This window comes from Gordonia rubripertincta, assembly GCF_038024875.1.
In the GTDB taxonomy this organism is placed as follows: domain Bacteria; phylum Actinomycetota; class Actinomycetes; order Mycobacteriales; family Mycobacteriaceae; genus Gordonia; species Gordonia rubripertincta.
This window is the reverse complement of sequence record NZ_CP136136.1, coordinates 611265-635941: the sequence shown is the minus strand read 5'-3', so window position 1 is coordinate 635941 and position 24677 is coordinate 611265. Positions and strand designations below refer to the sequence as shown.

The window sequence follows — 24677 nt, the reverse complement described above, 5'->3', positions numbered from 1 at the left end:
GTCGTCAGCCGGGCAGCGCCTCCGAAGCTGTCCGGCGCCAGTCGTCGGCGGTCTCGTCGTAGCGGATGAGACCCATCTGGGCGAAGCCGTTGAGCCATCCCTCCATCGGCCAGGAGCCCCACCGCCGGTGGAACGTCCGCGCATTGCGGATGATGTCCTCAAGATGCTCGACGGGCGGATTCGACACTGGGTGATACTGGTGATAAGCATCGGCGCCGCCGACCCAGGCGATCCGAAAACCGTTGCGCGCGGCACACATCGCGAAATCGGTGTCCTCTCCGCCGTAGCCGCGGTAGCCGGTGTGGAACCCTCCGATGTCGAGCCAGTCGGCGACGTGAACCGCGAAGGACAGAGACCAGAACAGCGACATCGCCGACGACAGTTGCGTCTGGCACGGACCCGGAGCGGGTCGTGCCGGATGCGGATCGAGGAAGCGATGGAGCTCGTGCGGATCGAAGGTCAGCTGGTCATGCGGCAGGTAGGTCACGGGCCCGCAGTAGAGGAGTCGCAGTTCCGGTGTCGCGGCACAGGAACGGAGATAGCGTTCGATCATGACCGGTCCGGGGATACAGTCGACGTCCAGGAACACCAGTAGTGTCGCGCCTGCCTCGATCGCGGTGCGGGCACCGGTGTTTCGGGCATGGGCGAGCGGCAGTGTGCCGGGCTCGTTGCTGATGTGGACCACCCGCATCGGATGCCCCGGTGGCGCCGAATCCGTGACGACGGTGTCGATGCCGGGGTCGTTCATGGCGACGATCACGTGGATTTCGGGACGCACCGTCGAGTACTCGAATGCCTCGAGCTGACGCCGCAGATGCCGGTGGCGTCCCGACACGATGGTGATCACCGCGACGGTTTCGGAGCCGGAGCCGTCAGAGATGCCGTGACGGTAGGTCGGTCCGGTCGTCACCGGGCGACCGCTGTGACAACGCGGGCCGCACGCTCGGCTGCGCCGGCGGTCTGCCATCGGGACCACATCGGCACGGATTCATCGACCGACTCGACGATGGCCCGCCAGCGGGCGGCGTCGGGCCAGGACGAGGCGACGAGAGCGAGTTCGGACCGCGCGAGGTTGTTCGCGGTGGCACGCTGTTCGGCGAACGGGCGGTCCTCCGGCATCACGACGGCGGGGCGTCCGGCCGCGGCGGCGTCGGCCACACTCCCTTGACCTGCACCGATGACGGCGAGGCGGGCGCTGCACAGGAACGGCCACGGATCGTCGACCCAGGTGCCGAAGGCAGGTCCGAGGCCGACCACCTTCAGGTCGGGGAGTGCCTCGGCCAGGCCGATCGCGGGATGCCGTGCGCCCCGATTGCCGCCCGCGCCGGTGAGGACCAGGATGTCGGAGGCGAACGTGGGGTGGCTGACCCGAGGACGGCCGTCGAACCGGGAGATGCCGCCGGTGAAGACCGTCTTGTGCAGATGCTCTCCGAGCCAGTCCGGCCGGTACAGGTCGCCGGGCCAGGGGGCGATGATCGCGTCGGCGGCGCGGTAGGCGAGCTGGTGCGGCAGGTCGTCGCGCACACCCGGCATCGCCATCACGACGACCGGTACTCCGAGCAGCCGGAGGAACAGGGTGACCTCGACCGACACGTCGACGACCATCGCAGCCGGCCGCCGGGCCGCGACGAACTCCGCCAGCTGGGCCATCCGGTTGCGCAGCCCCGCGTCCTGGCGTGGTGCCCAGTGCAGCAGCCCGCCCGCGTCGACGTCAGTGGGGGTGGGATCGACGTCGTCCCGGTCGAGGGTGATCACCTCGCTGAAGGCTGGATCGGTCAGTTCGGCACTGGTCAGCGCCACGACCTCGGTCTGCAGATGCGCGGCGATCGCGGCGGATCGGGAACAGTGTCCGCGGCCCTGATGATGGACGTAGTAGCCGATCATGCCGGGCACGCCTCCGCGGTCGACGACGCGGTCAGGCGTTCCCGGTCGGCCACCATCTCGGCGTAGATGCCGGTGTACCGGTCGATCATCGCGATGTCGGAGCAGTGTTCCTCGGCGCGTCGACGAACCTCGCGCCGGTCGAGGGTGAACGCCTTCTCGGCGGCTTCGGCAAGTGCGTCGACGTCGTCACCCGGCACGAGCACGCCGGCGGTGTCGCCCACGATCTCCGGGATTCCGCCGCGGGCGAATCCGGCGACCGGCGTTCCGCTGGCGATGGATTCGGCGACGACGAGTCCATACGGTTCGTTCCACACCGGCGTCACCAGGGCGGCGCCGGAGGAACCGACCAAACGGGCGAGTTCGTTCTGGTGGAGGTGGCCCTCGTAGCGGACCCGGTCGCCGAGGAACGGGGCGACGCGGTCGCGGAAATAGCGGTCGTCGCTGATCGGCCCGGCGAGCCGCAATCGGCGGCCGGTGATGCGGGCGGCCTCGATCGCGAGGTGGGCACCCTTCTCGGGAACGAACCGACCGAACCAGACCAGGTCGTCGCCGCCGGTGCCGGTCGGCCAGCGATCCAGCTGAACACCGTTGTGCACCACCGGTATCGAGCCGAGAACGTGCGACCACGCCTGTGCGGTGTGCCGACTGACCGCGACACACCTGGTCTCCGGTGCCAGTGCCAGCGCCGACTCGAGCCACGGCGTGGGTGGGGTGTGCAGGGTGGTGACCATCGGGGTCTCCACCGACGGGCCCATCGCCACCGGCAGGTAATGCAGGCTGTGATTGTGGATCACGTCGAAGTCGCCGGGGTTCCGGGCAAACGAGAGCATCAGCGACAGGTAGGCGTGGTGGTCCTGCAGCGCCTCGATCGGCGGCATCGACACATCCGATCGAGCGGTTGCCGACGGCTCGAAAAGCTCGGCGCGCAGACGATCTGACTCAACCGGCAGATCGCTTCCGGCGCCGGCGAACAACGTGACCTCGTGGCCGGCCACGGTCAGCGCCCGGGTCAGGTGCCACACATGGGCCTCGAGGCCTCCGGCGAATGGTTGCGCTATCGGGAAACGACTGGACGCGACGACCGCGATCCGCAGCGACTCACGCATCCAGCACCCGCGTGTAGAGCCCGGCGTGCGCCTGGGCGATCGTCGACCGTTGCGTGCGGCGGTCCCGCCACATCGCGGGCGCCGGCCGAGCCGAATATGCCTGTGCGAGTGCGGCGACCAGTGACTCCGGATCGAATCGGTCTTCGGTGAAGTCGTAACCGAAGCACTCCTGCTGCTGGTGGTAGAACCCGCAGCTCGGCGCGATGACCGAGGTGCCGAGATCGTGGCAGGCCTCCAGCCAACCGGAGTGGGTGCCGAATCGGTAGGGCAGAACCGAGACCGAGATCTTGCTGAGGTAGTCCCACAGCTGATCGTCGGTGTAGTACTCGTGCACCAGCACCCGGGCGTACGGGTGGCGCGACAGCGCGAGCGCAGTGGTGCCGAAATCCGGGTTGTAGTAGTGATTTCCGGGCACGAAGACGTCGTCGTGGAGGTTGATCTGAATCGTCATGTCCGGGTAGTCGGAGGCGGCCTCGAGCAGCGTCATGATGACGGGCAGCGGGTCCATGTTGGCGCGCACGCTCTTCGCGTGCACGCCGACGACGAACTCGTCGGTCGAGGTGTCGCGCGGGGCGAACCGGGCCGGCGGCACGACATGCGGGTGCGGAATGACGGTCGCGGTCCGGGCCCAGCGCTGCGAGATCTGCTCGGCCGCTCCAGATGTCAGCGTGATGACCTCGTCGGCGGCCGGGACCAGGAGGTCGAGAACCTCTTCGTGGGCGCCGGGTTCCGGATGGTGCGGGTTGCGGAGGTCGTGCAGCGTGTAGACCAGCGGTTTGTCGTGCCGGTCGAGCTCGGTGAGGACGTCGGCCATCACAGCAGGCGTCACGGCGTCGAATCCGAAATGAAGGTGGAACACGTCGAACTCGTTGTGGTGCTCGGCAATCCACCGCGGGTCGAGCATCCGCGGCGGCCACCAGCGGCCGGGTAGCTCGGCGCCATCCGCAGGCGCCGGATCGGGGAGCCGGGTCACCGACACCGAACCCGTGTCCAGGACGCTGACCGATCCGTTCAGCGGTGAGAGGTGACGCACATAGACGTGCGACTCGGGGACGGAAGCCACTCGGATCTGTGCGGTACCCGTCCGCGTCGTCCGTGAGCTGCCCGTCATCTCGAGGGTCGCCGCACCGCCCAGTTCCCCGCCTGATCCGTTCACTGTTCCATCCGATCACTTCATGACATGACCGGCTGCGTGCTCAACCGGGTCCGCTGGATGCGGCGTGGCCGCCGCAGAATTGCCGACACTCGGCACTTCGCCTGCAGATACCCCGGATGAAGAATTGTGAAACCACGACGGCGCGCGTCGTGGTGGACCTCAGTTCTCGTTTTGGTGAGCGTTCAGGAGCAGGTGGTCGAAAGACTGGCGCACGGGATCGGGCAGCACGACGTACCTGTGCACGCCCGACACGATGTTCTTGGCCAGCTCGTTGACCTTGACGTTCGCCGTCTGGGACCGCCAGCGCATCACCTCGAAGGCGCGCTCAGGACTGACTCCGTAGGCCATCGAGATCATGCCCTTGGCCTGCTCGATCACGCCCTGGTTCTCGCGGAACCGCGCGACGTGCTCGTCGACCTGGAACTTGACCGTCTCCTCGTCATAGCCGGTCAGATCGAGATAGAACCCCTCGGCGCCGATCGGTTGACCGCTATCGTCGATGATCTGCTGCGAGACCACGGCGACGTGATGGACCGTGCCGGAGAGGTCGATGATCCGGTGCCGGCTGGAGAACGGCGTGCGTCGGCTCAGCATCGTCGCGACCATCTCGTCGAACGCGTGGCGGTCGTCGGGGTGCTTGTGCCCGGCCAGGAGTTCGGTCGTCGGGGTGACCTCACCAGGCTGGTAGCCGTGCATCTCGGCGACCTCGTCGGACCACCACCATTCCTCGGTGTCGAAGAGGAACCGGAAGCTGCCGACATGCCGAATCCGGGAATCATCGGCAGAAATGTTGTCAATCTTTGGCACGGTCACCCCTAGAACTTCGAAAAGGCACGCGGGAACTGCACGCCGACGGTCTCGGGCGAAATATGAGCTTACCTGGGATCCGCTGGACGCGAGCCGCGACCCGTGCTGCATCACGACGAGGTGGGCCTTCTTGGAAAAACTACAGTTCAGCGGCATTGTTTCGGCGATCTGATCGCCGGGTAGGCCGTTATCCACGGTGGCCGGGCGCGGCCGCCGGTGACACGCGAGGAGGTCTTGATGAGCACCAGCAGTGACGGCTCCGACGCCGTGGCGGCGACCGAAGGCGTCAATCCCGATCTGACCTCGACGGTCGGTGCGGAGGACCTCGACGAGGACCATCTGGCGCGCGACCCGCTCGAGGACGGTATGGATCCGCCGGAGGGCTGGTCGGCCAGTGACCGCACCGGGACGACGGCCCGTGAGCAGCGGGAGGGCGAATCGCTCGAGGAGAAGCTCGACCAGGAGATCCCCGACGAGAACCCCTGATCCGAGCGGCGGCAGAGTCGCCACCTCCTGTGCAGACGCGCCTGTTCCACATGGTGCGGCTTCGGGGAGGTGGCGATTCTCGTTTCTGAGGGCGGACGCGCGGGGCAGGTTTTCGATTTCACCGCAGCGGGCAACCGGCGGCCATGAGCGATCGAGAGAACTCCCCGCACGAAGCGACGACGATCCCCTACCCGGGCGAGACCGCCGACATGCCTGACCGTCCTCGCGACGAGATGACCGAGTACCGCGGCCGCGACCTGCTGGCGGGTAAGACGGCTCTGGTCACCGGCGGCGACTCGGGCATCGGCCGGGCGACCGCGATCGCGTTCGCCAAAGAGGGCGCCGACGTCGCAATCGCCTACCTCGAAGAGGACGAGGACGCACGGCACACCGTCGGACTCATCGAGGCCGAAGGACGTGAGGCGCGCGCGTACCGCGGGGATCTGGGTGACCCGGCCCATTGCGCCGCTGTCGTCGAGCGCACCGTCGCCGAACTCGGTGGATTGAACATCCTGGTGAACAACGTCGCCTACCAGCAGGTCGTCGACGACTTCCTCGAGGTCGACCCCGAGCAGTGGTACCGGACGTTCGACGTGAACATCCACAGTTTCTTCCACACCACCCGTGCCGCCGTGCCTCATCTGACCGGTGGCGGCGCCATCATCAACACCTCGTCGATCAACGGATTGCGCGGCAACGACAGCCTCATCGACTACTCGGCGACCAAGGGAGCGGTCCTGGCCTTGACGTACTCCCTCGCACAGTCGTTGATGGAGAGAAAGATTCGCGTCAACTGTGTCGCGCCCGGACCGGTCTGGACCCCGCTGATCCCGGCGACGATGCCGGCGGAGGCCGTGAAGGACTTCGGGACACAGGCGCCGATGGGCCGCGCCGCCCAGCCCGACGAGATCGCACCGTCGTATGTCTTCTTCGCCGCCGACCAGCTGTCGTCCTACTACACCGGCGAGGTACTCGCCCCGATCGGTGGCGAAACACTCCCGGGCTGAGGGGGATTCGTCGTCACGGGATCGGCAGTGGTCCAAGCTGTTCCCGCGCGGTAGAGCTCCGCAGTTGCCACGGGTCGGGAGGCCGGCGAAGCGTTCGGCGAGGTACTCGGCGGCGAGTGGTTCGAACGGGAGGAAGGCCTCCTCGGGTCAAGCCGTCCGCTGGTTGTAGGTGACACCGACTCCGCGCGAGCAGGGACGTCGAGCAATCCGGTGTGGGGCGCGATCTCAGCACCAGGCCAGGTGCCCACCGGGTCGAATGTTAGGTTGCGTAACGATGTCAGTTCAGTCCGTTCCCCGTCCCGCCGCGACCGTGCGGTCCAGGTGAGGCCTTCGCGCATGACGCGCCAGCACGTGACGAACGAACGGACCACCGCAGGCGTGATCATCACCGCTGTCGGCGTGATGCTGGTGGCGGCCAACCTCCGCCCTGCCGTCGTCTCGGTCGGGCCCCTGATCGGGACCATCTCCGCCGACGCCGGATTCAGCAGCGCGGTGGCGGGTCTGCTCACCGCGTTGCCCGTCCTCTTCTTCGGCATCTCGGCACCCGTCGCGCCGAGACTCGCGAACCGGTTCGGGATCGAGCGGGTGATCTTCGGCGCCCTGCTCGTGCTCATCCTCGGCATCGTCGTACGTTTTGTGCCGTCGTCGGTCGCACTCTTCCTCGGGTCGGCGGTCATCGGCGCTGCCATCGGCACCTGCAACGTGGTCCTGCCCGCACTCATCAAGCGGGACTTCGCGCACCGGTCGGGTTTGATGACCGGCTTCTACTCGATGACGCTGTCCGGCGGTGCCGCAGTCGCCTCCGGGGTGAGCGTGCCGATCAACGACGCGCTGGGCGGGGACTGGCGTCTCGCGCTCGCCTCCTGGGGACTTCTCGCGCTCGTCGCGGTCGTCGTGTGGATCCCGCAGCTGTCGCACGTGCACCGGGTGACGGCGGCGAGCCCGACGTCGTCGCTGTTGCGAAACCCGATCGCGTGGGCGGTGACCGTCTTCATGGGCACCCAGTCGCTGATCTTCTACACCTTCGTGGCGTGGCTGCCGCAGTACCTGGTCGACGAGAACGGGATGACCCCGGTGGGAGCGGGTGCTGTCGTCGCCTCGGCGCAGGTGGTTGCCCTGATCATGTCGTTGGTCGCACCGATCGTCGCCGGCCGGTTCGACGACCAGCGCGTGGTGACCTTCGTCGTCCTGTCCGTCTGCGCGGTCGGTTTCGCCGGGCTGATCGGCACCGACGTGTGGCCCGGGTTCTGGGCGGCATGCGTGATGGTCGGCCCCGGCGCTTCCATCAGCCTCTCTCTGCTCTTCATGGTTCTCCGCAGCTCGGGGTCGAAGCAGACCGGCCAGGTCTCCGGAATGGCGCAGTCGGTGGGTTATCTCGCCGCCGCGGTCGGGCCGATCCTCATCGGCCTGATCCACGACGTGACCGGCTCCTGGACGGTGGCGATGGCGGTGCTCTCGCTCGCCCTGGTTCCGCAGGCCCTGGCGGCCCTCGGCGCCGCCCGCAACGTCAAGATGACCGACTGAGACAGAACCGACGAACCATCTCATGTAGACGGGCGTCGGCAGCTACGCTGTGGCGCATGCATTGCGTGGTCGTGGGCGGGGGACTCGCCGGTCTGGCGTCGGCGGTATGGCTCGCGGAGGCTGGGCAACGGGTGACGCTCCTCGAGCGGCGCGGTTCGCTCGGTGGCCGCACCATCTCGATGCCGCTCGCCGCGGTCGACGATGTGCCCGACAATGGGCAGCACGTCTTCGCCAGCGGGTACGAGCACCTGATGCGGTATCTCGAGAGTGTCGGCACGCGTGAACATGTCGAGTTCCCCGGGCACATGACCATGCGGATGCCGGGTGGTGCCGCCCGGAAGTCGGCCTTCGGCGGACTGACCGGCCTGCGAGCGGCGATCGGCGATCTCCCCGGGGTCACCGGGCTCGACCGGATACGGACCGCGCTCGCCCAGGTGCGGCTGATCCGGCACGCATTCCGGCAGCCTGAATGGCTCGACGAGGTGACCGCCGACGAGTGGTTCCGTCGCATCGGCATGCCGCAGTCGGCGCGGGACGCACTCTGGGACGGCATCGTCATCGGTCTCACCGGCGACAAGACCGAGATCTCCTCGGCCAAGGTCCCGGCAGACCTGCTCGTCACCGGCGCCCGGCGCGCCGTCGCGACCCGGACCCCGGTGTCCATCGGCTTCCCGACCGTGGACCTCGACACCCTCTTCATCGCGGGCGCGGAGAAGCGCTTCGCCGATGCCGGCGTCGACGTCCGGCATCGCGCGGTGGTGTCCACCATCGACGTCGCCGACGGCACGGTCACCGGGGTGACGCTCGCCGACGGGGAGAAGGTCGCCGCCGACGCCGTCATCTGCGCGGTACCCGTGTGGAGTGTGAAGGGGCTGCTCGACCAGGTGCCGGGTCACGAACAGATCTATGAAGCCGTCGAGAACCTCACCCCGGTCCCGATCGTGAGTGTCAACCTCTACCTCGACCGGTCGATCGGCATGACCGACTGGGGCGAGATCCTCTACGGCGGTGAGGGAGTGCTGGAACAGGTCTGGGACCGCCAGCGCATGCACGGCCGCGAACCGAAGGGCGACTGGTTCTACTCGACGACCGTGTCGGCGTCGTATGACCTGATCGGCAAGACCAACGCCGAGATCACCGACATCCAGATGGCCATGCTGCGCAGATACTACCCGCAGGCCGCGGACGCGCAGGTGATCCACAGCCACGTCGTACGGATGCCCAAGTCGACGTTCGCGCAGCGCCCCGGAACCGCGGGAATCCGCCCCGACCAGCGCACCGCAGTCGACGGTCTGGCTCTCGCCGGGGACTGGACCAGGACGGACTGGACCACCACGATGGAGGGCGCCTGCCAGAGTGCCGCGCGGGCCGTCGACGTGATCCTGGAGTACGCGAACTCGCGACGTCGAGACGTCTGAGACCGTGCGACAACGCGGCTTTCGCAACCGGCATACCAGCATGGTTGCAGGGGACCGCATTTCCCTGGCAGGGTGCACACATACGGCCTGATCAGGCGCGTGCAGATGACCGCGTGCCTCGTGCAGCCGTATCTCTTTGCGGTCCGTCATCGCGTGATGCGGACTCGCGCACAACACAATCACCTTGCCTGCCGCCGGATGTCTTTCCCGAGCGGCCTGCCGGATGAGGGAAAGGATCGACTCGATCGTGGTAACTCAAACAGCAAACAAGAACACCCAAATCACAAAGACCGAAATCCCCAAGAGCGACAACCAGGCCCGCGGCGTCGACGTGTACCGAACCCGTCTCGCCCACCGCAGCCAGATCGAACCGCGCCCCCACAACACCGTCTGGGGCAGCATGGGGAACCCGGGGCCGCTGTCGGCGCCCGAGCTGCGTCTCTACGCCGACCGCGGGTACCACACCGAGAACAAGATTCTGTCGGCCGCGGACATCGACGCGTGTCTCCGCGAGGTCTCCGACATCACCGACCGTCTCGGCGAGGACGACCGGGTGATCCGCGAATCCTCCAGCGGCGACGTGCGTTCGCTGTTCGCCGTGCACAGGCTCAGTGAGCTCATCGCGGAGATCTGTGACCGTGACGCGATTCGCGGTGTCGCAGAACAGATCCTGGACGACGAGGTGACGATCCACCAGAGCCGGATCAACCTGAAGCCGGGCTTCGCCGGAGGACCCTTCTACTGGCACTCCGACTTCGAGACCTGGCACGCCGAGGACGGGATGCCCGCGCCGCGCGCACTCAGCGTCTCACTGGCACTCACCCCGAACCTGTCCACCAACGGTCCGCTGATGATCATTCCCGGATCGCATCGCCGATTCGTCAGCTGCGTGGGTGCGACACCCGATGGCTACCACCGTGAATCGCTGACCTCGTACCGGCCGCCGTTCGGCACGCCGGAAGAAGAGGATGTCGCCACGCTCGCCGACGAACTCGGGATCGACACGATCACCGGCCCGGCCGGCTCGGCGCTCTACTTCGACTCCAACTGCCTGCACGCCTCGAGCGGCAACATCACGCCGTACCCGCGGAGCAACCTCTTCGTCGTGTTCAACGCGAAGTCGAATGCGCTGCAGGAACCGTTCGGTGGCACCCCACCACGACCGGACCACCTCGCGCACAGGTGACCTGAACAGAGTGCGGGATCAGTGCCGGAAAACGGCACTGATCCCGCACTCTGTCTGTTGGGGGTGTCAGAATCCCGCCGACGATCCCAGCTCCGGGGCGGGTCCGGCGAAGTAGTGCTCACCGTCGAACCGGGCCGGGAGGCCGGCAGCGAGGTACGTGCCGATCCCCGGCTGATCCAGCTCGGTGAACAGCGGATTCTGCTGTAGCACTCCGGATTCGACGACCTCGTCGAAGGTGCGGTAGCGCTCCGACAGCACCGCGCTCTTCGCCAGGGCCTCCTCGACCTCGGCGGTGGTGTGGCGTTCGAACCACGCGGCGAACAGCGGCGTGAGGATTCCGCGATGGGTGTAGCGGTCGGCTTCGCTGGTGAAGTCAGCGCCGAGTGCCTTCTCGATCGCGGCCACCGCGTCGCTGGTCTCGGTCATGGCGACCAGATCCCGGAAGTGGCGCGGCGTGAGGGCGACGAGCATGAAGCGGCCGCCGTCGGCGGCGACGAAATCCGTTCCGTACGTGCCGTAGACGTCGTTACCGGTCGCCGGACGGCTCCCGCCGCCGAGCTGCGGTTCGGTGAGGTAGCCGAGCGTCCCGGCGATCGCGAGGGCGGTGTCCTCGAGGGGCAACGTGATCTGGGCGCCGGCGCCGGTCTGGTCGCGGCGTCGAACCGCGGCGGTGATCGCCAGAGCGGCGTACAAGCCGCAGGCCACATCCCATGCGGGTAGGGCGTGGTTGACGACGCCGGCGTAGTCGGTGGGGCCGGTGATCGACGGAAAGCCCAGTGCCGCATTGACCGTGTAGTCGACGCCGGGGGTGCCGTCGGTGCGTCCGAGCAGCTCGAGGGTGATGACGTCGGGGCGCTTCGCGGCCAGCGTTTCGTGACTCATCCACGCGCGACCGCCCGCGTTGGTGACGAGGATGCCGCCGCCCGTACCGCTCTCGGTGACGAGATCTCGGATCAGCTTCTGCCCCTCGGGCTCCCGGAAGTTCGCGGTCACCGACTTCTTTCCCCGGTTGAGACCGGTCCAGTAGATGGAGTTGCCGTCGGCGGTGACCGGCCAGCGGTTGGTGTCGGCGGCACCGCCGATGGGGTCGACGCGGATCACCTCGGCGCCGAGCTGGGACAGCGTCAGACCGCACAGCGGTGACGCGACGAAGCTCGACACCTCCACGATGCGAAGGCCCTCGAGGGGGCGGTCATTGGTGCTCATGAGCGAAAGATCCTCCGGGGGGCGGGTTTTCGGGTCAGGCCATCAGGACGTGGTAGCGCCAGTCGAGGACGTCGCGGTCCCCCTGGCCGTCAGCGTCGCCGTGGGCGACGACCTTCGACCGAAGCCGCAGGAGCCCGCCGCCACCGTCGAGCGGGGTGGCTTCCTCGACGTGGATCTCTGAGCTGAGGGTGTCGCCCTCATGCACGGGGCCGGTGTGGTCGCACGCGTCCCAGGCCACCACGGTCACCAGGTTCGGCAGGGCACGGTTGGCCTGCGACAGAGCGAGTCCGATGGTGTGTCCGCCGTAGACGAGTCGACCGCCCGCGGCCTTGCCCGCCACCCGCTCGTCATGGTGGGTGGCCGCGATGTTCAGCGACAGGCGCGCGAGTTCCGGTGCGCTGGAGACCACGTCGGCGCTCGAGCGGAAGACGCGTCCGGCCAGATCCGGGGAGAAGTGCTGTCCGCCGAACGACGACCGGAAGGCGGCCAGATCCCAATCGGGCAACGCGGGGTCGGCTTCGTCGCCGGGCCCGATGGCGCTCAGGTCGTCGGCGTGCACGGTGCGATTCGGGTCGGCGCTCGGTGACAGCGGCAGCATCGCGCAGCGGTAGAAGTCGAGGACCGTCGCGCCGTTCTGATCGGTGGTGACCATGTGCAGCGCGGCCAGGCCGGTCGGGGCGCGGCCGGGCTTGGACTTGTTCTCCCGCAGCCCGACGACCTCGGTCACGGTGGTGAGCGTATCGCCGATCTTCGGGTAGCTCAGGAAACGTAGCCCGCGGTAGAACAGGTTGGCCTTGACGTGATGAGTGGCGAGTGTCGACTGTCCGATCGCGACGTCGGTGACGAGCCCGGGATGTGCGAGCGTGCCCTCGCCCAGGACGCGGCCCGCCAGATGTGCGTCGAGTGAAAGCCGCAGGCGGTCACCGAGAATCGACTGATGGCCGGCGGCGAGGCCGGAGGTGAGTGTCAGCGACGAGGCGTCGTCGAAGACCTGTCCGTGGGTCAGTTCGTCGTAGTATGGTCCGCCGACCGCGATCGCCTCAGTCATCGACTGCCGCCTTCGCGAGGACCCGGCGAGCGGAGACGGCGAGTGCCTCGTCGAGCATCCGGCCGTCGAGCTCTGCGGCACCTGCGCCCGCGGCAGCCGCCTTCTCCAGCGCCTCGAGTACTCGTCGCGCGTCCTCGACGGCGTCGGAGTCCGGGGTGAAGATCTCGATGGCACTTACCAATTGCGCAGGATGGATCACCCCAGGTTCCGTCGAAGCCGAGGTCGCGGACCCAGCGCTTGGCGTCCCGAAAGGTGTCGTCGTCGGCAATGGTCAGGTGGGGGCCGTCGACCACGTCGACACCCGCGGCGCGGGCGGCGAGTAACACCGAGTCCTGCACGACATGCCACGTCTGCATGGGCAGACCCGACGCGCGGCCCAGCGACGCACCGAGATCGGCGTACCCGATCAGAACGGCATCGAGACGGTCGGTGGCCGCGCAGATCGCTGCGGCATCGCGGATGCCGCGCGGGGTTTCCAGCAGCGCCTGGAGCCGGACCGGGGAGTCGCCGAGCTGTTTGTCGGCCTCCAGGAGGTCGCCGGGGGTGTCGGCCTTGGGGAGCACCACCGAGGTCAGGTTCGGCATCTGCGCGCACGCCGCGAGATCGTCCGATGCCCACGGGGTGTCGATGGCGTTGATGCGCAGCGAGACCGCGCGACCGGCACCGAACTCGGCGACGAGTTCGGCAGCGGCGGCGCGTGCGGTGTCTTTGTTGGCCGGGGTGACCGCGTCCTCGAGGTCGAGGACCACCTCGTCGGCGATCGAGGCCAGCGCCTTGCGTGCCTTGCGGTCGTCGGAGGCCGGGGCCACCAGAACGCCTCGTCTTCTCTGCACCATTGCTCCCAAGTGATCGTGACAACCCGGATGTCGGGTTCAAATGTGCGGCCAAAGTGTGCCGTCACGGTTCTATCAGACCTGGACGTCTGAAGGAAAGGTTGACATAGGTACGGCCGATGGCCAAAATGGCCGTACAAATCCGCCCGATCACGAAGAGCACAGGTGAGCCCCTCCATGAGCACGCTGTCAGCCGAAGAATCCTTCCTCGTCGAGACCGTTCGGCGATTTGTCGATCGCGAGGTCAAGCCGACCGTGCAGGAGGTCGAGCACGCCAACGAATACCCGGAGAAGTGGATCGAGCAGATGAAGCAGATAGGGATCTACGGCCTGGCCGTGCCCGAGGAGTACGGCGGCTCGCCGGTCTCGATGCCCTGCTACGCGCGGGTGACCCAGGAGCTCGCCCGTGGTTGGATGAGCCTCGCGGGTGCGATGGGCGGTCACACCGTCGTCGCCAAGCTGATCACGCTGTTCGGCACCGAGGAGCAGAAGCAGAACTATCTGCCGCGGATGGCCACGGGAGAGATGCGGGCGACGATGGCCCTGACCGAGCCCGGCGGCGGTTCCGACCTGCAGGCGATGTCGACCGTCGCGAAGGAAGACGGTGACGAGCTGGTCATCAGCGGCGCCAAGACCTGGATCAGCAATGCCCGACGCTCGGGACTGATCGCGCTGCTGTGCAAGACCGATCCGGCGGCCCGGCCGCGGCACAAGGGCATCTCGATCGTCCTCGTCGAACACGGTCCCGGACTGACGGTCTCGCGCGACCTGCCTAAGCTGGGTTACAAGGGAGTGGAGAGCTGCGAGCTCGCGTTCGACGGTTACCGAGCTCCCCGGTCGGCGATCCTCGGCACGGTGCCCGGCCAGGGGTTCGGGCAGATGATGAAGGGTCTGGAGACCGGGCGCATCCAGGTCGCCTGTCGCGCACTGGGTGTCGCGACAGCCGCCCTCGAGGACTCGCTGGCCTACGCGCAGCAGCGCGAGTCCTTCGGTCAGCCGATCTGGAAGCACCAATCGATCGGTAACTACCTCGCCGACATGGCGACCAAGCTGACCGCGGCCCGGCAACTCACCTGGCACGCTGCCGAGCAGTACGACAAGGGCGAGCGCTGCGACATGGAGGCCGGCATGGCGAAGCTGTACGCCTCCGAGGTCGCGATGGAGATCGCTCTCAACGCAGTTCGCATTCACGGCGGTTACGGTTACTCCACCGAATTCGACGTCGAGCGGTACTTCCGCGACGCGCCGTTGATGATCGTCGGTGAGGGCACCAACGAGATCCAGCGCAATGTGATCGCCGCGCAGCTCGTGGCGCGGGGCGGTATCTGACGGCGACGGTTCGGCCGGCAGCGGTGGTACTCGAGCAGGGGAGTGGGATGGGCGAGGTCGGGCAGTCCGAGCCGGCGTACAAGGTGCTGGCCGCCGAATTGCGTTCGCACATCGCGCAGGGGCTCTACAAGGGGGGCGTCCGGCTGCCCACGGAGTCCGAGCTCTCGCAGGAGTACGGGCTGAGCAGGCAGACGGTGCGCCGCGCCTTCCTCGAACTCGTCACCGAGGGTTCGGTGTACCGCGTGCCCGGTCGAGGGACCTTCGCAACCGAGAACGCCGGGCAGTACCTGCGGCAGCTCGGGTCGATCGACGACCTGATGAACCTGTCCACCGACACCGAGATGCGGGTCCTCGAATCTCCCTCCCGTCGAGTGGATCTCGAGAGCGCAGGGCGCCTGCGCCTCGACACCGACGTCGTCTACCGGATCGTGTTCCAGCGATTGCACGACGGTGTGCCGTTCGTGGTCACGACGGTGTCGTGGCCGGAGTCGGTGGCGCGGCTCGTGATCGACGCGCCTGAGGTGAAGGCCGGGGCGACAAGCGACTCCACGATGATCGGCCTGCTCGAACCGCATCTGCGGTATCCGATCGACGAATGCGCGCAATCGATCACGGCCACCACCGCTGACGCCGAGGTCGCACGGCGTCTCGGCTGCCCAGAAGGACACGCCGTGCTGCGCGTCGACCGGCTCTACACCGACTCGAGGGGGCGAGCCGTGGAACTCGCGGTCAGTTACTTCCTGCCCGAGCATTACACCTACCGCGTGACGCTGCGCCGCAGCGGCCTATGAGGTAGATGCGACCCTGAGGTGCCCGAACGAGAGTGGCCCAGCAGTCCAGGACTGCCGGGCCACTGTCGTGTCTCCCGAGGATCAGTCGGCGGCGGGTGCCGGTTGCTCCTCGACGATGCTCGATGCCTTTGCCTTGGTGGGGATCAGCAGGGTGATCGCCACGCCGACGAAGGCTGCGGCGGCCGCGATCAGGAAGCACCAGGTGAACGTCGATTCGTCGGGGACCTCGGTGCCGCCCAGCGAGATGGTCGCGCTGGCCAGGACGAGGGCCATGACGGCGGAGGCGACGGTGGTGCCCAGCGAACGCATCAGGCCGTTCAGGCCGACGGCCGCGCCGGCCTCGGTCGGCGGCACCGAGCCCATTATCAGGGTCGGCATGGCCGCGTAACCGATGCCCACGCCGATGGCGCAGATGATCGAGGCGAGCATCAGCTTCCACGCCGAGTCCATGAGGAAGAAGGCGAAGATGTAGCCGGCGCCGAGGATGGTCGCACCGATCGCGAGGGTGAACTTGGCACCGATCCGGTTGATCAGCAGACCCGAGAGCGGTGCGAAGAACATCATCATCAGGCCGCCCGGGGCCATCCACAGGCCCGCAGCCAGAATCGACTGTCCCAGGCCGTATCCGGTCGCCTCGGGGAGTCGCAACAGCATCGGCAGGATGATCGCCTGCGCCATCATGCCGAAACCGATGGCCGCAGCCGCGATGTTGGTCAGCAGCACGGCCGGACGAGCCGACGTCCGCAGGTCGACCAGCGGCTCCCGCTGGCGGAGTTCGAAGAATCCCCACAGAACCAGCACGGCGATGCCGCCGAGGCCCAGACCCAGCGTGCTGGCCGAGGTCCAGCCCCAGTCGTTGGCCTTCGAGACGGCGATGAGGAAGGCCGAGAGGCCGATGGCCAGGCCAACGGCACCGGGGATGTCGAGGCGTCCGCCCGCGGCGGTGTTCACGCGGGGGAGGAAGACGAGGACGGCGACCACGATGAGCACGCCGAGGCCGGTGGCGACCCAGAAGAGAGCGTGCCAATCCCAGGTCTGGACGATCCAGGCCGACAGGGGTAGGCCGATGGCGCCACCGACGCCGAGGGTCGCCGACATCGCGGCCACGGCCATGGACGTGATGCGCGGCGGGGTGATCTCGCGGATGAGGCTCATGCCGACCGGGATGAAGCCCATCGCCAGGCCTTGGACGCCGCGTCCGATGATCAGCGGGATCAGGGAGTCGCCGAGCGCGCAGAGGAGCGAACCGAAGGTGAGCAGCGCGGCGCTCGCGAGCAGGACGCGCTGCTTGCCGAACATGTCACCGAGACGGCCGGCGATCGGCATCGCGACGGCTGCCGCGAGCAGCGTGGCGGTGATGATCCATGAGGCGTTGCCGATCGAGGTGCCGAGGAGACGCGGCAGATCCGGCTGGATCGGGATGATCAGGGTCTGCATCAGCGAAGCGACGAGGCCGCCGAAGCAGAGCACCACGACGCTGATGACGGCGCCGGCGGGTGCCTTGTCGGCTGCGGCCTGGTCGGCGGCAGGCGCCTGACCTTGTACGTGGCTCATATCTGAGACCTCCTTCGAGGTATGCAGCATACATATGTAACGTACATAGGCAAACCGGACAGTAGATTGTCCTGGTCGAATGTGATGGAGGAGCCATGTCCGAGGACCACGCGCCGTGGCAATCGCCGGTACACCGAGACCTGGCGGCTGAATTGCTGCGCATGTCCCGGCGCCGGAGCCTCGTCCATCCGTCCGTGGGACTGGAGAAGTCGGCGTTTGCCATTTTGTGGGTTCTGTCCGACGGGCGGCCGCGGACCCTTCGTGAACTGACCGAGGAGCTCGAACTCGAGCAGTCCACGGTGAACCGACAGGTGAACGCCGCGATCAAGCACGGCTATCTCGAGCGTTTCGAGGTGGAGGACTCGTTGTCCAAGCTGATCCGCCCGACCGAACTCGGCCGCGAGGCCTTCAAGCGCGACGGGTTGTTGCGTGCGCAGCGGCTGGAGCAGGTCTTCGCCGACCTCGCGCCGGGCAACCCCGAGGCGCTGCTCCACGAATTACGGGCGTTCAACGATGCCTATGAACGGACGCAAGACCGGCATGGGACCGGTGAGCGGGACAAGAAGAGCGATCAGAGGTTCAAGAGAGGGCTGGCATGACCACTGGGAGCGGCACGTACGTGGTGACCGGATCGGCGTCGGGAATGGGAGCGGCGGTGGCCAGATCCCTGTCCGGGGAAGGTCACACGGTGATCGGCGTCGATCTGCGGGATGCCGATGTGGTCGCCGACCTGTCGACCACGCATGGTCGGCAGAAGGCCGCCGCGGACGTCCTGGCCAAGGCCGGGGGCAAGCTCGACGGTGCGGTCCTCGCCGCCGGGATGGGGCCGACCAAGGGGCGCGAGCGGATGATCACCGAGGTCAACGTCCTCGGCGTCACCGACCTGTTGACTGCCTGGCGCCCGGCTCTGGCTGCTGCGGACAAGGCGAAAGTGGTTGTCTTCGGCTCCAATTCGACGACCGTGACACCGCTGGTGCCGCGCGGTGCGATCCGCCGGCTCATCAACGGAGACGCCGCCGGCGCCACCCGGCAGATCCTGCGACGCCGCGGAGTCACCGCGCCCGTCGCGTATGCGGCGTCGAAGATCGCGGTCACCCAGTGGGCCCGCTGGCAAGGCACCAAGCCGGAGTGGGCGGGCGCGGGCATCCGGATCAACGTGATCGCCCCCGGCCCGGTGATGACGCCGCTGTTGCAGGCTCAGCTCGACAGCCCGCAGGCCAAGGCCGTGACGTCGTTCCCGGTTCCGGTGCGCGAGTTCGGAACCCCGGAACAGCTCGCCGCGTGGGTGATGACCATGCTGTCGCCGGCCGCCGACTTCATGGCCGGCACCGTCATCACCGTCGACGGCGGAACCGAGGCCCTCATGCGTACCCGGGACTGGCCGAAACCGCTGCCGGTGCGCGGGATCCCGAAGCTGGTGTGGAAGATGTACCGCGCCCCGAAGGACGGGCAGGTCGCCCAGTACTAGCGCGCTAGGTGCTCGCGGTCGTCGAGGCGAATGGTGAACGCCGCCAGCACGACTCCGACGACGACGCCGACGAGTGTGTCGCCGATGCGGGCGGCCGCGATCCCGGTGCCGACGGGATGGCCGATCGAGGTCAGCAGCAACGCCATCGCGGTGACAAAGGTAGAGGCCACCGCGTAGTTGCGGGTCACCGTCAGTTCCGCGGCCGTCTGACAGGCCACGACCACCACGACCAGCGGCCAATAGCCGAGGCCGGCAAAGATCAACACGGCCGCGAGCAGGGCGCCTGCGGTGTTCCCGACGAGTCGCTGGATGCCTCGTTGAACGGCGTGGCCGTAGTTCACGCCCTGCAGCGTGGCGATCGTGCCGAGCGTCGCCCACAACGGGTGATCGAGTCCGACGCCGGCCGCGAACGCGCCGGCCACCAGGGATGCGAGGCCCACGCGGGCGGCGCTGAACCACAACGCCTTGTCCTTCGCCGTGCGGTGGTGGCCGGGGGCTCGTGTGGTGCCCGGCCGGGTCTGAGGGGCCGTCCGTGGCGTGCGGATGTCGCTGCGCACCTTGCGGAGTTCGGCCTCGAGCCGCGCGAAGTCGTTCCGTCTGGGCGATCCGGATTCGCGGTCGTCGAGGGCGTCCTCGGCGGCGTCGAGCAGTGTCACCAGCTCGCGGACGTGATCGTCGACGCGGCGCTTCGGGGTGTATGCGATGGTCTCCCGAGCGCGGGCGATCACCGCGTGCGCTGCCGTAACCGCACGGTCGCCCTGCTGTTCGATCGCCGACACGGCGGCGAGGGCGCGGGCCACGGCCACCCGCGCCGGGCTGTGCGGATGGGACAACGCGGGAGCCATCGCCACCACCCATCCGACGAGACCGCCGAGGACGGCGGCCCCGGTGACGGAGGCGGCGTCGGCCCAGGTGTCCGCGAACCCGGCTGCACCCGCCGCGGCGAAGATCATGACAACGGGCCCGGGGCCGGTGATGCCGAAGACCAGGACGAGCCAGTAGGCGATCCCCGCGCCCGCCGACACCAGCACCACCTGAGTCCAGATCGATGCGCCCATCACGCCGAGCACGGCGCCGAGTGCCGTGTAGGCGACGATCAGTGCCGCGACTCCCGCGAGCTTGCGGGCCAGCCGGGGGTAGGGCTCGTAGCGAAGGAACGCGGCCGCCAGTGAACCGAGCGCGGCGAACCCGGCGATCTCGGTCAGGCCGAGGAGTCCACCGGCGACCAGGACGATCGCACCGGCGAGTCCGACGCGGAAGGCGATCGCCACTGTCGGGTCGGCCCGGCGGAACTCGAGCGTGCCGCGCCACGCGGCCGGGGACACCGAATGTGCCAATGCCCTGCGCGAATGCTGCAACCGGCTGGGGTCACGGGTCGATGTGGCGGAGTCGTGCATCCGTCCACCGTAATACTTTTGCAGTAAAATATCTATAAAACATCTGTGAAGGGCTAGGATCGTCGCATGTCAGAGCGCTCCGAGGGATCGGATTACGTCGATCGTGTCCGCGGGGAGTGGGCGGCGCGGTACCCCGACCTCGACATCCGGCCGGTCGATGTCATCGGGCGCATCGTGCGGATCAGTTCGCTGGCGCTCGTCCGATTCGACCGCGACCTCGCGCCTCGCGGGATCACCCGCACCGAGTTCGACGTGCTCGGTGCACTCGCCCGCAGCGACGTCCCGCTCCGCGCCAGCGAGGTCACCTCGGTCGCCGGGATCTCCGGGGCGTCGACCACCAAGAACGTCGAACGCCTCGCGTCGATGGGGCTGGTCGAACGGAAACGCCTCGAACGAGACGGACGGGTGGTCCTGCTGTCGCTGACGGCGGCCGGGCGTGCACTCGTCGACGAGGAGTTCCCTCGTCGCGTCGAGAGCGAACACCAGATGCTCGCCGACCTCGACGACACGGAGATCGAGACGCTGGTGGACCTGTTGAGGCGGGTCACGCGCAACGTGGAGTGAACCCGCCGGTCTCGAAGTGGGCGCGCTAGAGTCCGACGCGTTCGAGGGCCTCGTCGAACTCCTCGGATGCCTCTTTCTCGGTCTTCCCGTCGGCCAGGGCCTGCCGGTACACCGCGAAAAGCTCGGTGCTGCGCTCGGAATAGCGTCGGGTCCAGCGTTCGGCGTCCTGTCGCCAGTAACCGATGACGTCGTAGGACTCTCGGCCCCAACGCAATTCGCTTCGCAGGTGTTTGCGGACGGTCCGCGATTCGGAGGCCTCACCGGCAAACCAGCAGTACCCGGCCGTGTTCGGGAGGTCCAACCCTGCGACGGTCTCCGCCAGTCGGCTCGGGGTCCGTCCGTTGCCGCCGATCAGCGTGACCATCTCGACCTCGCGCTCGGGTAGGTAGGCGAGGTCGGTCGGCGACGGCACCTCGGCCACCACGGTCACGCCATCGGTCGACGGGAGTTCTTCGACGATCCGCGCGAGCGCGGGGAGTCCGGCGAGGTCGGCGGCCAGCACGAGTCGGCTGGTCCGGGCCGGCGGAGTGAACCAGCTGCGGGCGTGCGTCATGACGACGTCGTGGCCGGGTTCGGTGCGCTGGGCCCAGGTGGTCGCCGGCCCTGCGGCGTGGATGACGAAATCCACGACGACGGTTCCCGCCATCGGGTCGGCGGCGCGGATCGAGTAGTTGCGCCCATCCGGCGCGGGAACGGTGTCGTAGTAGGCCCAGACTCCGTCCCGGCACTCCATGTCCGGAGTGGAGCGCTGCGACTCGAAAGGGAAGTAGATGCCCACCGCCTCGTCGGCGACGCCAGGTAGTCCCAGGCCGGGCAGGTCGGCGACGTCGAATGTCAGTCGGCGCAGGTTGGGCGTCAGGTGATCGGCCCTGCGGACGCGTGCTCTCGAGTAGCCCATGAGGTCACCCTAACCTAACTACCGCCGGGCACCCGGGGTCTGGCCTCTGTTACTAGGATATGCAACCATCTGTGGAGGCCTGTCGGTGTGGAGAGGAGTTTCGATCGTGTCGGAACAATCAGTGCTGGTCCCGTCTGTCCTGACGGAGGAGAACGGGTCGGCGCGGTCGCTGATCCTCAACCGTCCGAAGTCGATCAATGCGATCGACCACGAGATGGCCACCGAGATCGCGGAGCGACTCGACGAATGGGCCGGTGACGACACGGTCGCGGCCGTCGTCCTCTACGGCGCCGGCGAGCGCGGACTGTGTGCGGGCGGGGACATCGTCGCGATCCATCGCGACGCCGCGGCGCTCAGCGGAAATCCCGACTCCACCGACATCGACGCCGAGAACTCGCCGTCGGCAAAGTTCTGGTTCGACGAGTACCGCCTCAACGCCGCGATCTCGAGCTACCCCAAGAGCTATGTCGCGATCATGGACGGCATCGTCATGGGCGGCGGTGTCGGCGTCTCCGCGCACGGCAACGTGCGCATCGTGACCGACCGCACGCGTCTGGCCATGCCCGAGGTCGGCATCGGATTCGTCCCCGATGTCGGTGGTACGCATCTGCTCTCGCGCGTCCCGGACGGGCTCGGCCTGTATGCCGGACTCACCGCGGCCCACCTCCGTGGCGCCGACGCGATCGCCATGGGGCTCGCTGACCACTTCGTCCCGTCCGAGTCGCTGACCGCGTTCATCGAGGCCATCGGAACATCCGGAGTCGACGCCGCGATCGCGGAGTATGCCACCGAGGCCCCCGAGTCCGAGCTCGCCGCACAGCGTGAGTGGATCTCCGAAGCCTTCGCCGCCGGGACCATCTCGGAGATCATCGAGCGTTGCCGCGCGGTCGGCACCGAGGCGGCCACCAAGACCGCCGACACCATCGCGGCCAAGAGCCCCACCGCGCTCGCGGTCACGCTGCGGTCGCTGCGCGAGGCTGCGAACGACGCGACCCTCGAAGACACCCTGGTCCGCGAATACCGCGTCTCCCTCCGGTGCCTCCTGCATCCCGACATGGCCGAGGGCATCCGCGCACAGGTCATCGACAAGGACCGCAACCCGAGTTGGGCAGAATTCTCGGAGGCGGGCGTCGACGCGTTCTTCGCACCGCTGCCGCACGACCTGACGTTCCCTGCCTGACCGACCACCTCAACCGGAAGAAGGAAACACGTGACCGAATACCAGACCATCCTCGTCGAACGCCGCGGCCGGGTCGGCATCATCACCCTCAACCGCCCCAAGGCGCTCAACGCCCTCAACTCCGAGCTCATGAACGAAGTGGTCGGCGTCGTCAAGGAATTCGACGTCGACGAGGCCATCGGTGCCATCGTCATCACCGGTTCGGAGAAGGCGTTCGCCGCCGGCGCCGACATCAAGGAGATGTCCACCAAGACCTACGCCGAGGTTGCCAACCAGCAGTTCTTCGGCGCCTGGGACGAGCTGGCACGCACCCGCACCCCGATCGTCGCCGCGGTCACCGGCTACGCCCTCGGCGGCGGCTGCGAACTCGCCATGCTCTGCGACTTCATCATCGCCGGCGACAACGCCGTCTTCGGTCAGCCGGAGATCAACCTCGGCGTCATCCCGGGCATCGGTGGCTCGCAGCGCCTCACCCGCGCCGTCGGCAAGGCCAAGGCGATGGACATGATCCTCACCGGCCGCAACATGACGGTCGAGGAGGCCGAGCGTGCGGGCCTCGTGTCGCGCGTCTTCCCCAAGGAAGAAGCCCTCGCCAAGGCCATCGAGATCGCCGAGGTCATCGCCTCCAAGTCGCTCATCGCGTCGGCCCTCGCCAAGGAGGCCGTCAACCGTGCCTTCGAGTCGGGCCTGACCGAGGGCGTCCGCGCCGAGCGGGGCCTGTTCTACTCGACCTTCGCCACCGACGACCAGACCGAGGGGATGGCCGCCTTCGTCGAGAAGCGGGACCCGAACTTCACGCACCGCTGATCTGAAAAGCCGCGAACCCACCCTTTTTCCGTATTCCCACCCCGCGCTCGGCTGGTGGGTTTGCGGAAAAAGGGTGGGTTTGCCGCGTTCAGGAGAGCGTGCGCAGAACCGCGACCGCCCGTTCGATGAGCGGGGTTCGACGAGCCGCCGCGTAGGCGGCCGCCAGGGCCACCTGGTCGATCGGTGCGGACAGGGGTCGGTAGACGACGCCGGCCACGCCGAGCGCCGAGGTCGGTTCGGGCACGATCGCCACTCCGAGTCCGGCCGCGACCAGCGTCACGAGCGTCGATGTCTCCTCGACCTCGTGCCGGATACGCGGCACGAAACCCGCGCGCTCCGACGCGGCGGCCAGGACTCCGGCGATCACCGACCTTCCGCCACCCACGTGCGAGATGAAGTCATCGCCACGGAGTTGCGCGATGTCCACGGTCCGGTCGTCCGGGGTGTCGGCGAGCGGATGGTCCGCGGGGAGCGCGACGATCAGCCGGTCCTTCCGGATCGACTCGACGTGGAGGCCACGTGTCTCGACGGGCATGCGCAGCAGCGCCAGGTCGATGTCGCCCGACTCCAGTGCCGCTAGCTGTTCGGGGGCCAGCATCTCGCCGCGGACGCTGACATCCACGTCGGGCAACTCGTCGCGCAGGGCGCGCACGAAGCGGGGGAGCAGCGAGTAGGTCGCCGACCCGACGCAGCCGATCGCGAGGTTGCCCTGACGGCCGTCGGCGATGCGTTGTGCTCGACGACCTGCGGCGTCCACGGAGTCGAGGATGGCCTCGACCTGCCGGAGGTAGTCCTCACCGGCGGCGGTCAGTTCGACGCGACGTGTCGAACGGACGAGCAGGGCGATGCCGAGTTCTTCCTCGAGCTGACGGATCTGCTGGGACAGCGGCGGCTGGGCGATGTGCAGGCGTTGGGCCGCGCGGCCGAAGTGCAACTCCTCGGCGACCGCGCGAAAGTACCGCAGGTGGCGCAGCTCCATGCGGTCATCCTACCGATTGATACTCCACAAATATGAAAGGTGGCCAAAT

At 67.8% G+C, this 24677-nt stretch carries 23 protein-coding genes and 1 pseudogene; 12 read left to right on the top strand and 12 right to left on the bottom strand.

Translation table 11 applies throughout. The features are described 5' to 3' along the window. Positions 1–4: 4 nt before the first annotated feature. The 5 genes from RVF83_RS02740 to RVF83_RS02720 form a co-directional block, all read right to left on the bottom strand. Complete coding sequence (locus RVF83_RS02740; protein WP_005198035.1) at positions 5–910, bottom strand: glycosyltransferase family 2 protein; 906 nt, start codon at positions 908–910, stop codon at positions 5–7. Next, positions 907–1884, bottom strand: a complete 978-nt coding sequence (locus RVF83_RS02735) for a hypothetical protein (protein WP_005198036.1) — start codon at positions 1882–1884, stop codon at positions 907–909. Before RVF83_RS02735 ends, RVF83_RS02740 begins: the two co-directional genes overlap by 4 nt. Next, positions 1881–2990 (bottom strand): glycosyltransferase, encoded by a 1110-nt coding sequence (locus RVF83_RS02730; protein WP_005198038.1) that lies wholly within the window; start codon positions 2988–2990, stop codon positions 1881–1883. The genes RVF83_RS02735 and RVF83_RS02730 overlap by 4 nt, the downstream gene beginning before the upstream one ends. Further along, positions 2983–4146, bottom strand: a complete 1164-nt coding sequence (locus RVF83_RS02725) for a glycosyltransferase (protein ID WP_005198041.1) — start codon at positions 4144–4146, stop codon at positions 2983–2985. Before RVF83_RS02725 ends, RVF83_RS02730 begins: the two co-directional genes overlap by 8 nt. 159 nt (positions 4147–4305) lie before the next feature. Beyond that, positions 4306–4953 (bottom strand): PAS and ANTAR domain-containing protein, encoded by a 648-nt coding sequence (locus RVF83_RS02720; protein WP_039880366.1) that lies wholly within the window; start codon positions 4951–4953, stop codon positions 4306–4308. A gap of 237 nt (positions 4954–5190) precedes the next feature. On the opposite strand from RVF83_RS02720, the gene RVF83_RS02715 reads away from it, so the two are divergent. The 5 genes from RVF83_RS02715 (at position 5191) to RVF83_RS02695 (ending at position 10574) form a co-directional block, all read left to right on the top strand. Further along, the gene (locus tag RVF83_RS02715; RefSeq protein WP_005198044.1) at positions 5191–5439 is read left to right on the top strand and encodes a hypothetical protein; all 249 of its coding nucleotides are present in this window, start codon (positions 5191–5193) and stop codon (positions 5437–5439) included. A 143-nt stretch (positions 5440–5582) separates the two neighbouring features. Next, the gene (locus RVF83_RS02710) at positions 5583–6446 is read left to right on the top strand and encodes an SDR family oxidoreductase (protein ID WP_005198047.1); all 864 of its coding nucleotides are present in this window, start codon (positions 5583–5585) and stop codon (positions 6444–6446) included. Between the two features lie 336 nt (positions 6447–6782). Beyond that, positions 6783–7970 (top strand): CynX/NimT family MFS transporter, encoded by a 1188-nt coding sequence (locus tag RVF83_RS02705; protein WP_039880335.1) that lies wholly within the window; start codon positions 6783–6785, stop codon positions 7968–7970. A gap of 56 nt (positions 7971–8026) precedes the next feature. Then, the gene (locus RVF83_RS02700; RefSeq protein ID WP_005198051.1) at positions 8027–9388 is read left to right on the top strand and encodes a hydroxysqualene dehydroxylase; all 1362 of its coding nucleotides are present in this window, start codon (positions 8027–8029) and stop codon (positions 9386–9388) included. 247 nt (positions 9389–9635) lie between these two features. After that, entirely contained in the window at positions 9636–10574 is a 939-nt protein-coding gene (locus tag RVF83_RS02695) for a phytanoyl-CoA dioxygenase family protein (RefSeq protein WP_005198052.1), read from the top strand. 66 nt (positions 10575–10640) lie between these two features. Here RVF83_RS02695 and RVF83_RS02690 read toward each other — a convergent pair whose 3' ends face one another. The 3 genes and pseudogenes from RVF83_RS02690 to RVF83_RS02680 all read right to left on the bottom strand — a co-directional run bounded on the left by RVF83_RS02690 (position 10641) and on the right by RVF83_RS02680 (position 13637). After that, a complete protein-coding gene (locus RVF83_RS02690) occupies positions 10641–11780 on the bottom strand; it encodes a CoA transferase (RefSeq protein WP_005198054.1) in 1140 nt (379 codons plus the stop codon). Positions 11781–11814: 34 nt separating this feature from the next. Next, positions 11815–12828: a MaoC family dehydratase gene (locus RVF83_RS02685; RefSeq protein ID WP_005198055.1), complete on the bottom strand. Its 1014-nt coding sequence runs from the start codon at positions 12826–12828 to the stop codon at positions 11815–11817. After that, positions 12821–13637, bottom strand: a pseudogene (locus RVF83_RS02680) (HpcH/HpaI aldolase/citrate lyase family protein). Before RVF83_RS02680 ends, RVF83_RS02685 begins: the two are co-directional and overlap by 8 nt. Before the next feature lie 201 nt (positions 13638–13838). On the opposite strand from RVF83_RS02680, the gene RVF83_RS02675 reads away from it, so the two are divergent. Both RVF83_RS02675 and RVF83_RS02670 read left to right on the top strand, forming a co-directional pair. Further along, a complete protein-coding gene (locus tag RVF83_RS02675; RefSeq protein ID WP_005198057.1) occupies positions 13839–14990 on the top strand; it encodes an acyl-CoA dehydrogenase family protein in 1152 nt (383 codons plus the stop codon). 47 nt (positions 14991–15037) lie between these two features. Next, entirely contained in the window at positions 15038–15781 is a 744-nt protein-coding gene (locus tag RVF83_RS02670) for a GntR family transcriptional regulator (protein ID WP_005198058.1), read from the top strand. An 81-nt stretch (positions 15782–15862) separates the two neighbouring features. Here RVF83_RS02670 and RVF83_RS02665 read toward each other — a convergent pair whose 3' ends face one another. Continuing rightward, positions 15863–17335: an MFS transporter gene (locus RVF83_RS02665; protein WP_005198059.1), complete on the bottom strand. Its 1473-nt coding sequence runs from the start codon at positions 17333–17335 to the stop codon at positions 15863–15865. A gap of 95 nt (positions 17336–17430) precedes the next feature. On the opposite strand from RVF83_RS02665, the gene RVF83_RS02660 reads away from it, so the two are divergent. Both RVF83_RS02660 and RVF83_RS02655 read left to right on the top strand, forming a co-directional pair. Beyond that, a complete protein-coding gene (locus RVF83_RS02660; protein ID WP_005198061.1) occupies positions 17431–17934 on the top strand; it encodes a MarR family winged helix-turn-helix transcriptional regulator in 504 nt (167 codons plus the stop codon). Further along, positions 17931–18803 (top strand): SDR family oxidoreductase, encoded by an 873-nt coding sequence (locus RVF83_RS02655; protein ID WP_005198063.1) that lies wholly within the window; start codon positions 17931–17933, stop codon positions 18801–18803. Before RVF83_RS02660 ends, RVF83_RS02655 begins: the two co-directional genes overlap by 4 nt. Here RVF83_RS02655 and RVF83_RS02650 read toward each other — a convergent pair. Continuing rightward, the gene (locus RVF83_RS02650; RefSeq protein WP_005198064.1) at positions 18800–20200 is read right to left on the bottom strand and encodes an FUSC family protein; all 1401 of its coding nucleotides are present in this window, start codon (positions 20198–20200) and stop codon (positions 18800–18802) included. The two genes, RVF83_RS02655 and RVF83_RS02650, sit on opposite strands and share 4 nt — an antisense overlap. Before the next feature lie 66 nt (positions 20201–20266). Here RVF83_RS02650 and RVF83_RS02645 point away from each other — a divergent pair, with 66 nt between their 5' ends. Continuing rightward, a complete protein-coding gene (locus RVF83_RS02645) occupies positions 20267–20764 on the top strand; it encodes a MarR family winged helix-turn-helix transcriptional regulator (RefSeq protein WP_005198065.1) in 498 nt (165 codons plus the stop codon). A gap of 25 nt (positions 20765–20789) precedes the next feature. On the opposite strand, the gene RVF83_RS02640 is transcribed toward RVF83_RS02645, so the two are convergent. Next, positions 20790–21662 (bottom strand): siderophore-interacting protein, encoded by an 873-nt coding sequence (locus RVF83_RS02640; RefSeq protein ID WP_005198067.1) that lies wholly within the window; start codon positions 21660–21662, stop codon positions 20790–20792. 106 nt (positions 21663–21768) lie between these two features. Here RVF83_RS02640 and RVF83_RS02635 point away from each other — a divergent pair, with 106 nt between their 5' ends. Continuing rightward, complete coding sequence (locus RVF83_RS02635; RefSeq protein WP_005198069.1) at positions 21769–22842, top strand: enoyl-CoA hydratase/isomerase family protein; 1074 nt, start codon at positions 21769–21771, stop codon at positions 22840–22842. 30 nt (positions 22843–22872) lie between these two features. Continuing rightward, positions 22873–23649 carry an enoyl-CoA hydratase gene (locus RVF83_RS02630; RefSeq protein WP_005198071.1) on the top strand — a complete coding sequence of 259 codons (777 nt, stop codon included), beginning with the start codon at positions 22873–22875 and terminating at the stop codon, positions 23647–23649. Positions 23650–23737: 88 nt separating this feature from the next. Here the strand turns inward: RVF83_RS02630 and RVF83_RS02625 are convergent, their stop codons facing one another. Beyond that, complete coding sequence (locus tag RVF83_RS02625; protein ID WP_005198073.1) at positions 23738–24628, bottom strand: LysR substrate-binding domain-containing protein; 891 nt, start codon at positions 24626–24628, stop codon at positions 23738–23740. Positions 24629–24677: the final 49 nt, after the last annotated feature.

Bases quoted from the DNA above. Each gene is read 5' to 3' on its own strand.
- RVF83_RS02735 (WP_005198036.1), bottom strand. From the start codon at position 1,884: ATGATCGGCTACTACGTCCATCATCAGGGCCGCGGACACTGTTCCCGA.
- RVF83_RS02730 (WP_005198038.1), bottom strand. From the start codon at position 2,990: ATGCGTGAGTCGCTGCGGATCGCGGTCGTCGCGTCCAGTCGTTTCCCG.
- RVF83_RS02715 (WP_005198044.1), top strand. From the start codon at position 5,191: ATGAGCACCAGCAGTGACGGCTCCGACGCCGTGGCGGCGACCGAAGGC.
- RVF83_RS02710 (WP_005198047.1), top strand. From the start codon at position 5,583: ATGAGCGATCGAGAGAACTCCCCGCACGAAGCGACGACGATCCCCTAC.
- RVF83_RS02705 (WP_039880335.1), top strand. From the start codon at position 6,783: ATGACGCGCCAGCACGTGACGAACGAACGGACCACCGCAGGCGTGATC.
- RVF83_RS02700 (WP_005198051.1), top strand. From the start codon at position 8,027: ATGCATTGCGTGGTCGTGGGCGGGGGACTCGCCGGTCTGGCGTCGGCG.
- RVF83_RS02690 (WP_005198054.1), bottom strand. From the start codon at position 11,780: ATGAGCACCAATGACCGCCCCCTCGAGGGCCTTCGCATCGTGGAGGTG.
- RVF83_RS02685 (WP_005198055.1), bottom strand. From the start codon at position 12,828: ATGACTGAGGCGATCGCGGTCGGCGGACCATACTACGACGAACTGACC.
- RVF83_RS02675 (WP_005198057.1), top strand. From the start codon at position 13,839: ATGAGCACGCTGTCAGCCGAAGAATCCTTCCTCGTCGAGACCGTTCGG.
- RVF83_RS02670 (WP_005198058.1), top strand. From the start codon at position 15,038: ATGGGCGAGGTCGGGCAGTCCGAGCCGGCGTACAAGGTGCTGGCCGCC.
- RVF83_RS02665 (WP_005198059.1), bottom strand. From the start codon at position 17,335: ATGAGCCACGTACAAGGTCAGGCGCCTGCCGCCGACCAGGCCGCAGCC.
- RVF83_RS02660 (WP_005198061.1), top strand. From the start codon at position 17,431: ATGTCCGAGGACCACGCGCCGTGGCAATCGCCGGTACACCGAGACCTG.
- RVF83_RS02655 (WP_005198063.1), top strand. From the start codon at position 17,931: ATGACCACTGGGAGCGGCACGTACGTGGTGACCGGATCGGCGTCGGGA.
- RVF83_RS02650 (WP_005198064.1), bottom strand. From the start codon at position 20,200: ATGCACGACTCCGCCACATCGACCCGTGACCCCAGCCGGTTGCAGCAT.
- RVF83_RS02645 (WP_005198065.1), top strand. From the start codon at position 20,267: ATGTCAGAGCGCTCCGAGGGATCGGATTACGTCGATCGTGTCCGCGGG.
- RVF83_RS02640 (WP_005198067.1), bottom strand. From the start codon at position 21,662: ATGGGCTACTCGAGAGCACGCGTCCGCAGGGCCGATCACCTGACGCCC.
- RVF83_RS02625 (WP_005198073.1), bottom strand. From the start codon at position 24,628: ATGGAGCTGCGCCACCTGCGGTACTTTCGCGCGGTCGCCGAGGAGTTG.